This is a genomic window from Tateyamaria armeniaca (genome assembly GCF_045797845.1).
Lineage (GTDB): Bacteria > Pseudomonadota > Alphaproteobacteria > Rhodobacterales > Rhodobacteraceae > Tateyamaria > Tateyamaria armeniaca.
In genome coordinates, this window is record NZ_JBHDIY010000002.1 from 518,940 (window position 1) to 534,950 (window position 16,011).

Here is a 16,011-nt window from a genome sequence, read left to right on the forward strand (position 1 = left end):
GTCTCAGCCTTCCTTGTTCAGATCATCGAAAGTACGGCCCGTCGCCACCAACTGTTCAAGCAGCGGGGCGGGTTGCCAGAAATAGGGGTCTTCTGCGGCATAGGTCCTGATATCGGCCAGCAGCCCCTCAAGCCCGACAATATCCGCCCATTTCAGCGGCCCGCCGCGATAGCGCGGAAAGCCATAGCCAAACAGCAGCGTCATATCGACATCCAGCGGGCGGCGCGCGATGCCATCGCCCACAACTTTGGCCGCTTCGTTGACCATGGCCGCCATGTAACGGCGCACGATTTCCTCATCCGAAAAATCGCGAGGGGTGATGCCTTGGGCGGCCCGCTCGGCCTCGATCAGCGGCATGACATCCGGGTTGGGCACGCGCGCCTTGGGGCCTGCCGCATAGTCGTAATACCCCTTGCCGGTCTTCTGGCCGAAATGCCCGTCTTCGCACAGCCTGTCGGCATAGCCCGCGTCGCGTGCGCGCGGGTCCAGCCCTTCGGCCCGTTTGCGTTTGCGCACGGCCCAGCCGATGTCGAGGCCCGCAAGGTCAGCGACCGCAAACGGCCCCATCGCAAAGCCGAACGCCTCAAGTGCAATGTCGATCTGATAGGGCGAGGCCCCGTCAAGGATCATGTGATCGGCGCAGGTGCGATAGGTCGACAGGATGCGGTTGCCGATAAAGCCGTCGCACACCCCGGCACGCACGCTGATCTTGCCAAGCGCCTTGCCCAGCGCGAACCCGGTCGCCGCCACATCAGGTGCGGTCGCATCGGCAACCACCACCTCAAGCAGCTTCATCACATGTGCAGGCGAAAAAAGTGCAGACCCAGCACATCCGCAGGGCGCGAGGTTGTCGCGGCAATCTCTTTGATGTCGAGATAGGAGGTGTTGGAGGCAAGCACCGCCCCCGGCTTGCACACCCGATCAAGTTCAGCGAACACCGTTTTCTTGACCTCCATGTCCTCGAACACCGCCTCGATGACCAGATCAACCTCCGCCAACGCGTCATAGCTGGTGGTCACTGTCAGGGCGCGGTTCAGCATCGCGTCATGCTGATCCACGCTGATCTTGCCGCGTTTCAGCGCACCGGACAGATTGCCCGCGATGCGCCCGCGCGCCGCTTCGCCTGCCTCGGGCGACATCTCCAGCATGTGAACCCGCAAACCCGCCAACAGGGCGGCCGTCGCGATCCCCGCACCCATGGTGCCGCCGCCGATCACACCGATGTCGTCCAAGGGCCGGGGTGTAATCCCTTTGAGTTCGGGCAGGTTCCCCACTGCGCGTTCCGAGAAAAACGCATGGATCATGCCCTTGCGCTGGTCTGTCTGCATGAGGTCAAAGAAGATCTGGCGTTCGGCCTTCAGACCTCCGGCAAAGTCGTTCTCGTAAGCGGCCTGAATGGCACGCACGCACCACGCAGGCGACACCTGACCTTTCGAACGGGCGAGCGTAGCCTCAAAGGCCGCATCCCAGTCAATGGGGTCAGGCAAGGGCAACTCGCTCACCGCGCGCCGACCCGCGCCATCCGCAAGCAAGCCTTCGGCATAGGCGATGCCGTTCTCCTTGGGGTCGCCGTCCTTGATCACGTCAACAATGCCAAGCTCATGCGCTTTTTGGGCCCCGATCTGGCGACCCGTGGTCATCACATCCAAGGCGGCTTCAACACCCGTCAGGCGCGGCAGGCGTTGCGTTCCACCTGCACCGGGCAGCAGACCAAGGTGTACCTCGGGCAAACCCACGCGGGCCGAGGCAACCGCGATGCGGTAATGACAGCCCAGCGCGACCTCAAGCCCGCCACCAAGCGAGACCCCGTGCATCGAGGCGACGACAATCAGCGGTGAGGCTTCGATCCGATTGATCAGGTCAGGCAGGTAAGGCTCAAGCGGCGGCTTGCCAAACTCGGTGATATCGGCCCCGGCAAAGAACGCGCGCCCTTCGCCCACGATCAGCACCGCGCGCACGCCCGCGTCGGTCTCGGCCTTGTCCATGCCGTCCCACAGGCCCTGACGCACCGCCTGGGACAGCGCGTTCACGGGTGGGTTCTGAACCGTCAGCACCGCGATATCGCCGTGGCGGGAATAGGCTATCTTGTCGCTCATGGAACCTCCCGGTGTTGCTGGCAGGTGCGGGCCACGCGCCGCACTTCCACATGCACCTGTTCAGCCTAAGACACGCGGCCAAAAGGGCAAGCCCTCGCAAAACCGACGCCACGTCCATCTTCTCTGATTGGGAAAAATCCGCCCGGAGGTTCAGTCAACAACACGCGCCGAAGCTCAGGCCTCGCGGCGATAGATGAAACAGCGCCCGGGCACTGCGCCGTCGGGAAGGGGTTGTTCCACAAGACGCTCAAAGTACATCCGGTCCGAGGATACCATCAGCCCGCCCACCGCCAACAACGGCTCCACAAGCGGAGAGACATTACGGGCAAAGATGTCATTCTTGACCCTGTCATGCCCGCCCAGATCGGCGTGGATCAGGGTTGCCGTGGCCCCGAACCGTTTGAGCGCTGCGGGCAAAGTATCAAACACATCGCCCAGCAACACCATGTCAACGGGCGGCGTGCTGTCGGGATGCGATGCAACGGCGCGCTCAAACACAAAAATGTCACGCGCAGGCATGATATGGCGCATGTGGTGATAGGTGCGCCCATTGCCCAGACCCAGTTCGAACACCGGCCCGGGCAAATCTGCAATGGCGCGCGCGGCGTGGTCCAGACAGGCCCGCTGCGACACCATCCGGTCGACAAACAGATCAAGGCGGCTTTGGGTCATGCACATATTCCTTTGGCTTTTGACTTAGATGGTCCAGATTCTCGAAAATGTGTAGCAACAATCGCGACATAACCTGTGTATGGACGTGACTGTCGGAATCGGGTTGACTGATCTTCGGCATGCCTGCGCAACAAAGGACGGTATATGGCCCCCCTGCTGGACGTGAGAAACCTGTCGATCGGCTTTGGCGAGGCACCCCCGGTGGTGGCAGGCGTCAATTTCTCGGTCGATGCCGGGGAAACGCTGGCACTTGTGGGCGAAAGCGGGTCGGGCAAGACGCTGACCTGTCGTTCGGTCCTGCGCATCCTGCCGGGCACCGCACAGTTGCGCAGCGGTTCGGTGGAATTCGGCACAGGGGCCGCGCGCACCGACCTTCTGACTCTTGGCAAGAAAGAGATCAGGGCCATTCGCGGCAATGTGATTTCCATGATCTTTCAGGAACCAATGCGCTCGCTGTCTCCGCTGCACCGGATCGGCAATCAGGTCGCCGAGGTGCTGACCCTGCACCGCGACATGTCGCCGGCCGAGGCCAAGCGCGATGTGCTGGCGACCTTCGAGCGCGTCGGCTTTGCAGATGCCGAACGGGCCTTTCGCGCCTATCCGTTCGAGATGTCGGGGGGCATGCGCCAGCGCGCGATGATCGCAATGGCGATGGTGGCCAAGCCCGAACTGCTGATCGCGGATGAACCCACAACCGCGCTTGACGTGACGACGCAGGCGCAAGTGCTGGGCCTGATGAAGAACTTGCAGCGCGACACCGGCATGGCGATGATCCTTGTCACCCACGATCTGGGCGTGGTGGCCAACATGGCTGACAGCGTTGTGGTCATGAACAAGGGGCATGTGATGGAAAGCGGGCCAGCCGCGGCTGTGCTTGGCGCGCCGGGACACGGCTATACCAAGAAACTCTTTGCCGCCGCCCCGATGATCCCGCAGGTCGCCGAACCCTCGGCCCCCGTGGTCGAGGATGATCTGATCCTTGAGCTGAAAAACGTCTCCAAAACCTATGCCGTGCGTGCAGGGGGTGGCGCGAACGCAAGCTGGTGCATGCCTGCAGCGACGTGTCCTTGAAACTGCCACGCGGCAAGACGCTGGCCGTGGTCGGCGAAAGCGGGTCAGGCAAGACAACATGCGCGCGCATCGCGCTCGGGGCCGAAGTGCCGGACGAAGGCTCGCAGGTTCTGTTCCGCCCGGACGCCAAGGGCGATCCGATCAACATCACCGCGCTCAGCCGCGCAGAAAAGGTGGCCTTTCAGCGGCAGGCGCAAATGGTGTTTCAGGACCCCTATTCCTCCCTCTCGCCCCGAATGCGGGTGCAGGAGGCGCTGACCGAACCGATGGAAATCCACAAGATCGGCAACAAGACGGCGCGGCGCGACAAGGCGGCCGAGATGCTGCGCTGGGTCGGGCTGAACCCCGACATGCTCAAACGCTACCCCCACGCCTTTTCCGGCGGTCAGCGCCAACGCCTGTCCATCGCGCGCGCATTGACACTGGACCCGGTTCTGCTGGTCTGTGACGAACCCACCTCGGCGCTGGATGTGTCGGTGCAGGATCAGATCCTGACGCTGCTGGAACGCATCCGCGACGGGATGGGGCTGAGCTATCTGTTCATCAGCCACGATCTGGCCGTTGTGGCCCGCATCGCCGATGAAGTGGCCGTGATGCGTCAGGGGGTTGTCGTCGAACAGGCCCCGCCCGACACTCTGTTTTACAGCCCCCGCCACCCCTACACCAAGGCCCTGATCGCAGCGCAGCCCGAACCGGACCTGACGCGCCCGATCGATCTGGAACTGGTGTCGCGCGGTGCGGGATCGCCCAGCGGCTGGGGTGAAGAATTCCGTTTTGAGGGGCTCGATGCGCCCGACCTCATCCAGGTCGAGCCCGGACACAAGGTACGTTGCCATGTTTAACCGATTGAGTGCCCTGATCCTTGCGACCCTCGTGGCCCTGCCTGCCGTCGCCCAACCTGTCGTGCAGGAAAGCCCGTTCTGGGAAAGCGAAATCCGCAAGGGCAATATGGACCCGGCGGCAATGCGCATCCCCGACACGCCGCTGATCGTCGATCTTGAGGCCAAGGGGCGCACCTTTGGCACCCAGGGCGGCACATTGCGCACAATGGTCACGCGGTCCAAGGACGTCCGCCAGATGGTTGTCTACGGCTATGCCCGCCTTGTGGGATATGACGAGAACTACCAGCTCAAGCCCGACATCCTGCGCGACGTCGAGGTTGAACAGGGCCGCGTCTTTACCCTGCATCTGCGCCCCGGTCACCGCTGGTCAGATGGGGCGCCCTTCACCTCCGAAGATTTCCGGTATTGGTGGGAACACGTCGCCCAGAACGAAAACCTCAGCCCCAATGGGCCACCCGAAATCATGCGGGCGGGGGACGAATTCGGGACGATGTCATTCCCGGATGAACATACGGTCGTTGTGACCTTCCCGCGCCCCAATCCGATGTTCCTGCAGACGCTGGCGCAGGCCGCGCCGCCCTTCATCTTCCGCCCCTCACATTACCTCAAACAGTTCCACGTTGATTTCAACACGCCCGAGGCGATGGAGGCGATGATCGACGCCAAGCGGGTGCGCAGCTGGGCGCCGCTGCATAACAAGATGGACAACATGTACCAGTTCGACAACGCGGCCCTGCCCACGTTGCAGCCGTGGATGGTGGCCAGCGGCACGTCCTCGCGGCAGTTGTTTATCCGCAATCCCTATTTCCACCGCGTGGATGCGCGCGGCACGCAACTGCCCTATATCGACGTCGTTGAAATGGGCATTGTCGGGTCGGGACTGGTCGCGGCGAAATCCAACGCGGGCGAATCCGACCTTCAGGCCCGGGGCCTCGATTTCCGCGACGTCTCCATCCTCAAGAAAGGCGAAAAAGACGGCGCACCCTACCGGACCTACCTGTGGTCCAATGGCGCGGCGAGCCAGATTGCCATCTATCCCAACCTGAACTTTGCCGATCCGGTCTGGCGCGACGTCATACGCGATGCCCGCTTCCGGCGCGCTCTGTCGATGGGGATTGATCGGCGCATGATCAACCGCGCCCTCTATTTCGGGCTGGGCAAAGAGGGCGGGATGACCGCGCTCGCCAAAAGCCCGTTCTTTGACAGCAAGAACCTGACCAAATGGGCGATCTACAACCCTAGCCTTGCCAACCAGTTGCTGGACGAAATGGGGCTGACGACGCGCAACAAGGCGGGCATCCGCCTGCTGCCCGATGGTCGCCCGATGGAGTTCGTGATCGAAACCGCGGGCGAGCGGCAAGAGGTCGAAAATGCACTGGCCATCATCACCGACACGTGGCGCGATCTCGGAATTCAACTGATCATGCGCCCGCTCGACCGCGACATCCTGCGCAACCGCGTGTTCTCAGGCGTGACAATGGCGGCTGTGTGGTTCGGTTGGGACAATGGCATTCCACAGGCCTTCACCCCGCCCGACTATCTTGCGCCCACCGATCAGGTGTTCTTTGCCTGGCCCAAGTGGGGTCAGTATTACCAGACGCGCGGCGCCGCAGGTGAACCCATCGACCTCGCCCCCGCCAAGCGTCTGATGGAACTGAAAGATGCGTGGCAGAAAACCAACGTAGAGGCCAGGCGCGCCGACATCTGGCGCGAGATGCTGGCCATTCACGCCGATCAGCAATTCGGCATCGGCATCCTGTCCGAAGCCCCCAACCCGTTGTCGTGTCAGACCGCTTGCGTAATGTGCCCGAATACGGCGCATGGGCATGGGATCCGGGCGCCCATTTCGGTGTGCACCGGGTGGATGAGTTCTATTTCTCGGACGACGAGCAGATCGCGCAGGTTTCGAGATGATGTTCATCCGCTACGCCGTGTGGCGGCTGCTGACGATGCTGCTGACGCTGGCCGTGGTGTCGGTGCTGGTGTTCATCATCATCAACCTGCCCCCCGGTGACTACCTGTCCAACCAGATCGCCGAACTGCGCGCCACCGGTCAGGCGGAAGGAGTCGCGAAGGCCGAATTCCTGCGCACCGAATATGCGCTCGACCGGCCCTTGTGGCAGCAATACCTGATCTGGGTGGGTGCGATCCCCGGACCACAGGGGTTTTCCGGTCTGTTGCAGGGGGATTTCGGCTGGTCCTTCGAATTTGACGCGCCCGTCGCGGATATCGTCGGCGACGCGCTGTGGCTGACGGTTCTGGTGAACCTCTCCGCCGTGCTGTTTGTGTATCTGGTGGCGCTGCCCCTTGGCGTGCTGGCGGCGGCACGCTCTGCCACATGGGTCGACTACACGACGGCCTTTGTCGGTTATCTGGGTCTGGCCACGCCCAACTTCCTGCTTGCCCTCATGCTGTTCTATTACGGACACAAATACCTCGGCCTGCCCATCGGCGGCCTCATGTCGCCCGAGTTCGAGGGCGAGCCGATGTCCCTTGCCAAACTCCAATCCATCCTGATCCACCTGATCGTACCGACCTTCGTGATCGGTACGTCCGGGGCCGCAGGCATGATGCAGCGCCTGCGCGCCAATATGTTGGACGAGCTTTCCAAACCCTACGTCGAAACCGCGCAGGCCAAGGGCCTTGCCCCCACCAAGCTGCTGACGAAATACCCGCTGCGCATGGCCTTCAACCCGTTCGTGGCCGACATCGGCAACCTTCTGCCCGCGATGGTGTCGGGGTCCGTCCTTGTGTCGGTGGTGCTGGGGTTGCAGACAATCGGGCCCGCCCTGCTGACGGCCCTCAAATCGCAGGATCAGTTTTTAGCCGCCTTCGTTCTGATGTTCGTGGCCCTGCTGACACTGATCGGCACGATGATTTCCGACCTCCTGCTGGTGCTGCTTGATCCCCGCATCCGCTACGGCGCGCGAGAAGGATAAAGACATGAGCAACCTTCCCGACGGCCGCTTTATCGACGACGCCCCCTACGATCCAAATGTGGACCTGTCCGCGCTTGACCGCACGGACATGGACGCCCCCAACTGGCTGCTGGTCTGGCGCAAGTTCCGCAAGCACCGGCTGGGCCTGATCTCGGGCATCTTCCTGTTTCTGGCCTACCTCGCGATCCCGTTCGCCGGCTTCTTTTCGCCCTACACGCCCAACGAACGCAGCGCCGAATACCTGTACCACCCGCCACAGGCGATCCGGTTCTGGCACGAGGATGAATTCATCGGCCCCTTTGTCTATCCGACCGAGGCGTTTGCCGATCTGGAAAACTACCGCTGGACCTACACCACGGATACGACCCGACCGATGCCGTTGCAGTTCTTCTGCAAGAAATCCGAATACAACCTCTTTGGCTTTATCCCATCAGAACGACACCTGTTCTGCGCACCCGAAGGGGCAACAGTGTTCATCTTCGGCTCTGACCGGCTTGGACGGGACGTGTTCTCGCGCATCTCTTATGGCGCGCAGCTATCGCTGACCGTGGGCCTCATCGGGATCACGGTGTCCTTTATTCTCGGCATCGGGTTCGGCGCGATTGCAGGCTATTTCGGGGGCTGGATCGACTGGGTCGTGAACCGCGCCATCGAAATCCTGCGCTCCCTTCCCGAACTGCCGCTATGGCTGGCCCTATCGGCGGCGGTGCCCAGCAATTGGGGGCCGGTGTCGGTCTTCTTCATCATATCGATCATACTCGGGTTACTGGATTGGCCGGGGCTGGCCAGGGCGGTGCGAAGTAAGTTCCTCTCGCTGAGAGAGGAAGAATATGTCAGAGCAGCAGAGATGATGGGGGCCAAACCGGGCCGCGTGATCCGCCGCCACCTGTTGCCGAACTTCATGTCGCACCTGATCGCATCGGCCACGCTGTCCATCCCCGCGATGATACTCGGCGAAACCGCGCTGTCCTTCCTTGGTCTCGGCCTGCGCGCACCTGCGGTCAGTTGGGGTGTGATGCTGAACGACGCGCAGAACCTCGCAAGTATCGAGATTTATCCTTGGACGGCGATCCCGATGCTGCCGATCATCATCGTGGTGCTGGCGTTCAACTTCCTTGGCGACGGTCTGCGCGACAGTCTGGACCCCTACAGCTAAGGCGTGGTGGGGTGAAACCCCACCCTACCCTTTGCGTTTGGGGGGCTGTCCGCCACCTTGCGCGGCTGCACGGCGGGCCTTGTTCTTCTTGCTGTTCCACTTGGCCTTTTTCGGCGCGCTGACACTGCCATCCTGGACGGCTTTTTCCATGGTGCTCGGCGCCTTGGCGAACGGCTTTTTCCCACCCGGTTTGCCCTTGGGCTTGGTCCCCGGCTTGGGCTTGCGTGGTTTCGGGGTCGAGGTGTCGTTCCAGTCAATGGGGGCGGCATCATTGCGCGGCTTTGGCGCAGGTGCTGCATCCGGGTCCCAGACCTTTTGGCCGAAGGCTTCTTTGGCTTGGGCGCATCGGCAAAGCCACGTTTGGGTTTGTCACCATAGTCGCGTTTGGGCTTGTCGCCATAGTCCCGCTTGGGCTTGCCACCGGGCTTGCCTTCAAACCGTGGCTTGGGCTGGCTGGCCGCATCCGGCACACCGTCAAGCTGTGTGACCTTGGCCCCGCCTTCGACCTGCATCGCATCCCCGAGGTTCTGGACAAAGCCTGCGACCGCTTCGGTCTTCAACTCCACATAGGACATATCACCCTGAATGCGGATCGCGCCGATGTCGTCCTTGGTGATGTCGCCCGCATTGCACATGATGGGCAGCAGGCGGCGCACTTCGACGCCCTGATCGCGCCCGCCGGTAACGGAAAACCACGTGCTCGGCCCGAAGGGCGCGCGCGCCTTGGGCGCCTTGTCGCCACCACCGACAGCCGACAGGTGTTCAGGCGCGGAATGGCGCAGGCCATGGATGCGCAGCACTGCGGCGGCAAGCTGTTCGGGGCTAAAGGCGTCGACAAATTTGGCGACCATCTCGGCCTCGCCCTCTGCGATCTCATCCGTCCACATGGGATCATCCATCAGACGGGTTTCATCCGCGGCGCGCACAGCATCGGCAGACGGCGCGTCGATCCATTCCGCATCAAGTTGCGCGGATCTCAGGATGCGGTTGGCCTTGGACCGCACCTTGGCAGTCACGATCAGCGCGCTAGTGCCCTTGCGGCCCGCACGGCCCGTCCGACCCGAACGGTGCAGCAGTGTTTCGTGGTTGGAAGGCAGTTCGGCGTGCACCACCAGATCGAGGTTGGGCAGGTCGATCCCGCGCGCCGCCACGTCCGTGGCCACACAGACCCGCGCGCGCCCGTCACGCATCGCCTGCAGCGCGTTGGTGCGCTCGCCTTGGGTCAATTCCCCCGACAGCGCCACAACGGAAAACCCGCGATTGGACAGACGCGTGGTGACGCGGTTGACCATCGCGCGGGTGTTGCAGAACACAATGGCATTGGGCGCCTCGTGGAACCGCAACACGTTGATGATCGCGTTTTCGGCGTCGTGATTGGCCACCATCATCGCCTGATAGGTGATGTCGGCGTGCTGCTTTTCGCCCGTGGTGGTGGCAATACGGATGGCGTCTTTTTGATAGGTCTTGGCCAGCTTCGCGATCTGCGCAGGCACCGTGGCCGAAAACATCAGCGTGCGGCGGCTGTCCGGGCATTCGCCGAGGATGAATTCAAGGTCTTCGCGAAAGCCCAGATCAAGCATCTCGTCCGCTTCGTCCAGCACAACGCCGCGGATGGCGCTCAGATCAATAGAGCCGCGCATGATGTGATCGCGCAACCGCCCCGGTGTGGCGACGACGATGTGTGCACCACGGGCAAGGGCGCGCTTTTCATCGCGCATGTCCATGCCGCCAACGCAGGACGCCATGACAACGCCCGTCTCACCGTAAAGCCAGCCAAGCTCGCGTTTGACCTGCATCGCTAATTCGCGCGTGGGGGCAATGACCAATGCGAGCGGCGCATCCGCCATCTGGAAAAGTGGCTCATCTCCCAAAAGCGTCGGGCCCAGCGCCAGACCAAATCCCACCGTCTTGCCCGATCCCGTCTGGGCCGACACCAGAAGGTCAGCGCCCACAAGGTCCGGGTCAGTCACAGCCTCTTGCACAGGGGTAAGGTCGGTATAGCCGCGGGCGGTCAGTGCGGTCTGGAGCGGTGTGATCACGGGGTCAGGTCCTGTCAAAGCGAGGGCCACGGGCACAGGCCCGCCGCCAAGCCTGCGCGCCTATGCCCTTTGCGTCCGCTTGTCGAGGGGCTTTATCGGTCGTCTCCGTCCTGCGCGCCGCCTTCCATCAGGTCTTCTTCGATCGAGGCCTGGGCGGCGGCGGTGATCGCCTTGCGGTCTTCGTCGGTCAATTCGTCGAGCTTTTTGTCGTCCGCCAGACGCACGGTGACTTCGCGATGGGCAAACTTGATGCCTTCGCGCGCGAACAATTCGCGGATTTCCTCATAGACCTTCTTGCGCACCAGCCACTGATCGCCGGGCTTGGTCATGAACTTGACCCGGATGATCATCGCGCTGTCCTGCATCTCGATCACGCCCTGCGATTTCAGGGGCTGTATAAAGTTCTCGCCAATCACCGGATCATCCAGCAGCGCCACGCCCAGCTTCTTGATCAGCTTGCGCACATGCTCAACATCCGTGTCGTAGGTGACGCGCAGGGGCAGTTTCATGATCACCCAATCGCGCGAATAGTTTGTCAGCACCTGAATCTCGCCAAAGGGCATGGTGTGCAGCGCGCCAAGGTGGTGGCGCAACTGGAACGAGCGCACGGAAATCTTTTCGACCGTGCCTTTGACACCGCCCACGTCGATGTATTCACCCCGCCGGAACGCATCGTCAAAGAGGAAAAACGCACCCGAAAAGATGTCGCGCACAAGGCTTTGGCTGCCAAACCCCACGGCCACACCCAGAATACCGGCACCGGCAAAAAGCGGGCCGACATTCACGCCCATCTCCATCAGCGTGATCAGGAAGATGGTCAGCACGATCAGGATCAGCATGAAGTTGCGGAACAAAGGCAGCAATGTCGCCAGACGCGACGCACTGGTGCCGCCACCTTCGTCACCCAACTCACCCTCACCCATATCGCCCTGCTCATCCGCGATCTTGCGGTCGATCCAGATGCGAAAGGCATAATAGGCGATGTAGCCCAGAAAGATGATGACCACGATATCAAGCAACCGCTCGGCAATGCTGCCTGTTTCAATACCAACGCCCGGGCTCCACATGCCGATAAAGGCATAGCTGCCCGCCACAAATGCGATGATGCCCGCGATGCGCCGCGCCAGATCCTCAAACGAGGTCAACTGGCCACGGGGCGGGCCGGCAGGCGCTGCGTCTTGCCCGCCTTCGACGGCGTCATCGGCCTGATGTTCGCGCAGATAGCGGCGGCGCGCAAAACCACGCTCGATGTAGAAATTGAGCACACCATACACCACGACAATCGTGGTAATGATCAGCCAACTGCCCACCAGCAACGGCACCCCGTCCGCATCGCCAAGGACCAGACGAAAGGTCTGCTCGCCCCAGGCAAACAGGCAAAAGACAATGCTGATCGGCGCCCAGATGCGCGACAGGGTGCGCAACGCCCAACTGGCCGCCTCGGGCGCGGTGCCATTCAGGATCGCCTCGGTCACCGCGCGCCAGTTGAACAGCACGATCAGGATGCTTTGCACCATCGCGACAAAGGACAGCAGCGACAGCAGAAAAACATAGACTTCGTAATTCAGGCCCAGTTCGCGGATCCACACGCCGAACAGCACGGTGGAAATCCCCAGAAACGTGCCGACATACAGCCAGATATACAGCTTTTTGGCATCCCGGTCCGACAGCATCGGAATGCGGTATTGCGCAAGGTAAGGCGACAGGATCATGCGCCAGACGCTGGCCACAACGCGGATCACGAAATAGGCGATGTTGATCATCGTCGCTGTGAACTGCAGCGCCGGGTTTTCGAGCGGGCCAAAGATGATTGTCCCGACGATAAAGGCCACCGCAATCGACACCAGAATGCCGATCAGACCCATGAAGAACCGGAACATCAGGAAGGGCATCTTTTGCCCGTAACCTACGGGATTTTCCATGATGCGCCCGACGACAAATCGCTTGATGATGCGCCTGCCATAGACTTCGTTCTGAAAAAGGATGCCGATGCCCAGCAGGCCCAGCGACAGGTACAAGACCTCGAAATAGGCGAAAATCGTGCCGTCCGGGCTCGTGGCCCTCAGGATGTAAAGCACTTCGTTGAACGACGCCGGAAGGTTGCGAAAGCCGTCTGTCAGGGCGGTGCGAAAGGCCATCGCGTCGTCCTGAATGGACATCAGCGCACTGCCCATATCCTGCGATTCCGCGTCGGCCGCCGCGGCTTCGACATCCGTCAGGACGCGCCCATTGGTGTCGATCACAACGACGCTCACACCATTTTCGGAGGCTGCGCGCATCACCTCGTCGATCTCTGATGGGCTGCTGTCTTCGGCGCTGCCGATCAGGCTGGTCAGCCCCTGGGCCTGCGCAGGCAGGGGCAAAAGGCCAATGGTCCACATAAGGGCCGCGGCCATCAGCACCCAAATCGCGTTCTTCTTCATCTTGGCCCCGCCCCATAATCAAGCACGGTGACGCTAGCGCTGCACAGGTGCAAAAACAATTGCACTCTGCGCTAAATGTGAACGCGCTTGTTTTGCAATGTGAACTTTTACGTGCCATAGCGCGTTGGCGGGTCAGGCGTTTTGCGCTTTTGACCGTTATCGGGCGGTTGGTCGGCAATACGGCCTATGACTTGAAAACACGGGGCGCAGTGCGCTACCAACCAATGAAGTTTTCCGGACACTCCAGGGAAGTGGCCGGAAAGAACAGGAACAAGACGATCACGATGGGCGCTTACAAACATGCCACACCGGGTTTGTCCGGGCAGCGCCCGAGACGCGTCGTTCTTTACAGCCACGATACGTTCGGCCTTGGGCATCTGCGCCGCAGCCGTGCACTGGCCTCGGCCCTCACGCAATCAGGCACTGTCGGCTCGGCCATCATCCTGACGGGCAGTCCTGTGGCGGGTCGCTTTACCTTTCCACGCGCGGTCGATCACGTGCGCCTGCCGGGCGTCAAGAAACTGGCCGATGGCAGCTATGTCAGCCAGAACTCCGGCATGGGGCTTGAGGCCACGACATCGCTGCGCGAGGGTCTGATCAATTCGACCATCACGCAATATGACCCCGACCTGTTGATCGTCGACAAGGAACCCACCGGTTTTCGCGGCGAACTTTTGCCGACACTTGAAACCCTGACACAAAGCGGGCGCACCCGTATCGTGCTGGGTCTGCGCGACGTGCTGGACGAACCCGAAGTGCTTGAATCCGAATGGCAGCGCAAAGGGGCGTTGGAGGCGACCGAGAAGTATTATGACGAGGTGTGGGTTTATGGCCCGAAATCCGTCTATGACCCGACGCAGGGCCTGCCCTTGTCGGACGCGGTGCGCGCCCGGACCCATTGGACGGGCTATTTGCGCCGCGCCATCATCGACCCGGCAGACGTGCCCGACACACCCTACATCCTGATCACCCCCGGCGGGGGCGGCGATGGTGAGGCGATGGTTGATCTTGTCCTGAAGGCCTACGAACAAGACCCCGACCTTGGCCCCCACGCGGTGCTGGTCTACGGCCCCTTCCTGTCCGGCGACACCCGTGATGCGTTCGAAACCCGCGTCGCCGCACTGGACGGACGCGTGACGGCGACCGGTTTTGACAGCCGCATTGAATCGCTGTTTGCAGGCGCGCAGGGCGTGATCTGCATGGGCGGCTACAACACGTTCTGCGAAGTCCTGTCTTTCGATCAGCGCGCTGTCATCGTGCCCCGCACCAAGCCGCGGCTGGAACAGTGGATCCGCGCGCACCGCGCCGAAGAACTGGGGCTGGTGCGCAACCTCGATGAATTCCGCGACGGGCTGTCAGCGGAGTCGATGATTGCCGCCATCCGCGCCCTGCCCCACCAGCAACGCCCCTCGCAGGCCGGGGCCGACGGTCTGCTGGATGGTCTGGACGTCGTGATCGAACGCGCCCGCCTGCTGATGCGCTCATCGCTGATCGACGCAGCCGAATGAGGTCAAGCGGGCCGCGTCTGGCCGTGGCCGTCAAAGGATGGCCGCGCCTGTCAGAAACATTCATCGCCCAGGAACTGGTGGCGCTGGAACGTGCGGGCATAGACTTTGCTATATGGTCGCTGCGTCATCCCACAGATACCAAGACACACCCGCTGCACGATCAGTTGGCAGCACCTGTGCATTACCTGCCTGAATATCTGCATAACGAACCGTGGCGCGTGCTGCGCGGCGTGTTTTCGTCCATGGCGCGCCCGGCCTTCTGGCGCACGGGCGCGCAGTTTCTGCGCGACCTGTCCCGTGACGTCACCCGCAACCGCGTGCGCCGTTTTGGTCAGGCCTGCGTGATGGCCCGCGAACTGCCCGCAGGCACCGACGCGATCTATGCCCACTTTCTGCACACGCCGTCCTCGGTCGCACGCTACGCGGCGGGCCTGCGCGGCGTGCCTTGGGCCTTTTCCGCCCATGCAAAGGACATCTGGACCTCCCCGAGTGGGAGCTGCGCGAAAAGCTGGACGAGGACAGCACCGGGGCCGCGTTTGGGGCAACCTGCACGGCCTTCGGGGCGGATCACCTGAACGATCTGGCGGCCACCACCCCGGTCGATCTGGTCTATCACGGCCTCGACCTGTCCCGCTTTCCCGACCCGCCCGACCGCGCGGCGCGCAAACCGGGTGACCCCTATGCCCTGCTGTCTGTCGGGCGGCTGGTCGAGAAAAAAGGGTTTGACCGACTTATCGACGCGCTCGCCCTTTTGCCCCCAGACATCGACTGGCACTGGACCCATATCGGCGGCGGTACCCTGAACAACGACATGCGTGCACGCGCCGAGGCGCACGGGATCAGCGCCCGCATCACGTGGCGGGGCGCCTGCGATCAACCCGAGGTGATCGCCGCCATGCGCGCCGCCGACCTGTTCGTGCTGCCCAGCCGCATCGCCACGGACGGTGACCGCGACGGCCTGCCCAACGTCCTGATGGAAGCGGCGAGCCAACTGCTCCCCATCCTCTCCACCCCCGTCTCTGCCATCCCTGAATTCATCGACACTGGCGTGCATGGCATCCTCTGTGCAGATGATCCCGAAACACTGGCGGGCGAAATGGAACGGCTCGCCAAAACGCCAAGCCTCGGGCCAACCCTCGCGAAAGCAGCACACAAACGCCTGCACGCGGATTTCACGATGCAGCCCGGCATCGACCACCTTGCGCGTCGGTTGCGCGCGGTGATGGCGCAATGACGGTCGCCTTCTTCGCCCCGCTCAAACCCCC

At 62.2% G+C, this 16,011-nt stretch carries 5 protein-coding genes and 5 pseudogenes; 6 read left to right on the forward strand and 4 right to left on the reverse strand.

The annotated features are described in order from the left end of the window. Window positions 1-3: 3 nt before the first annotated feature. Window positions 4-2,096 (reverse strand): annotated as a pseudogene (locus ACERZ8_RS02590) (FAD-dependent oxidoreductase). A gap of 174 nt (window positions 2,097-2,270) precedes the next feature. After that, the gene (locus ACERZ8_RS02595; RefSeq protein WP_407590557.1) at window positions 2,271-2,768 is read right to left on the reverse strand and encodes a class I SAM-dependent methyltransferase; all 498 of its coding nucleotides are present in this window, start codon (window positions 2,766-2,768) and stop codon (window positions 2,271-2,273) included. 144 nt (window positions 2,769-2,912) lie between these two features. On the opposite strand from ACERZ8_RS02595, the pseudogene ACERZ8_RS02600 reads away from it, so the two are divergent. From ACERZ8_RS02600 to ACERZ8_RS02615, 4 genes and pseudogenes are all read left to right on the forward strand, one after another. Next, window positions 2,913-4,681: pseudogene (locus ACERZ8_RS02600) on the forward strand (ABC transporter ATP-binding protein). Next, window positions 4,674-6,595 (forward strand): annotated as a pseudogene (locus ACERZ8_RS02605) (ABC transporter substrate-binding protein). Before ACERZ8_RS02600 ends, ACERZ8_RS02605 begins: the two co-directional pseudogenes overlap by 8 nt. Next, complete coding sequence (locus ACERZ8_RS02610; RefSeq protein ID WP_407590559.1) at window positions 6,592-7,620, forward strand: ABC transporter permease; 1,029 nt, start codon at window positions 6,592-6,594, stop codon at window positions 7,618-7,620. The pseudogene ACERZ8_RS02605 and the gene ACERZ8_RS02610 overlap by 4 nt, the downstream one beginning before the upstream one ends. A gap of 4 nt (window positions 7,621-7,624) precedes the next feature. Next, a complete protein-coding gene (locus ACERZ8_RS02615) occupies window positions 7,625-8,776 on the forward strand; it encodes an ABC transporter permease (RefSeq protein WP_407590561.1) in 1,152 nt (383 codons plus the stop codon). A 24-nt stretch (window positions 8,777-8,800) separates the two neighbouring features. On the opposite strand, the pseudogene ACERZ8_RS02620 reads toward ACERZ8_RS02615, so the two are convergent. Together ACERZ8_RS02620 and ACERZ8_RS02625 are read right to left on the reverse strand one after the other, a co-directional pair. Next, window positions 8,801-10,815 (reverse strand): annotated as a pseudogene (locus ACERZ8_RS02620) (DEAD/DEAH box helicase). A gap of 92 nt (window positions 10,816-10,907) precedes the next feature. Beyond that, window positions 10,908-13,238 (reverse strand): mechanosensitive ion channel family protein, encoded by a 2,331-nt coding sequence (locus ACERZ8_RS02625; protein ID WP_407590562.1) that lies wholly within the window; start codon window positions 13,236-13,238, stop codon window positions 10,908-10,910. 284 nt (window positions 13,239-13,522) lie between these two features. Here ACERZ8_RS02625 and ACERZ8_RS02630 point away from each other — a divergent pair, with 284 nt between their 5' ends. Then, window positions 13,523-14,746 (forward strand): glycosyltransferase family protein, encoded by a 1,224-nt coding sequence (locus ACERZ8_RS02630; RefSeq protein ID WP_407594136.1) that lies wholly within the window; start codon window positions 13,523-13,525, stop codon window positions 14,744-14,746. Continuing rightward, window positions 14,743-15,980, forward strand: a pseudogene (locus tag ACERZ8_RS02635) (glycosyltransferase family 4 protein). The gene ACERZ8_RS02630 and the pseudogene ACERZ8_RS02635 overlap by 4 nt, the downstream one beginning before the upstream one ends. Window positions 15,981-16,011: the final 31 nt, after the last annotated feature.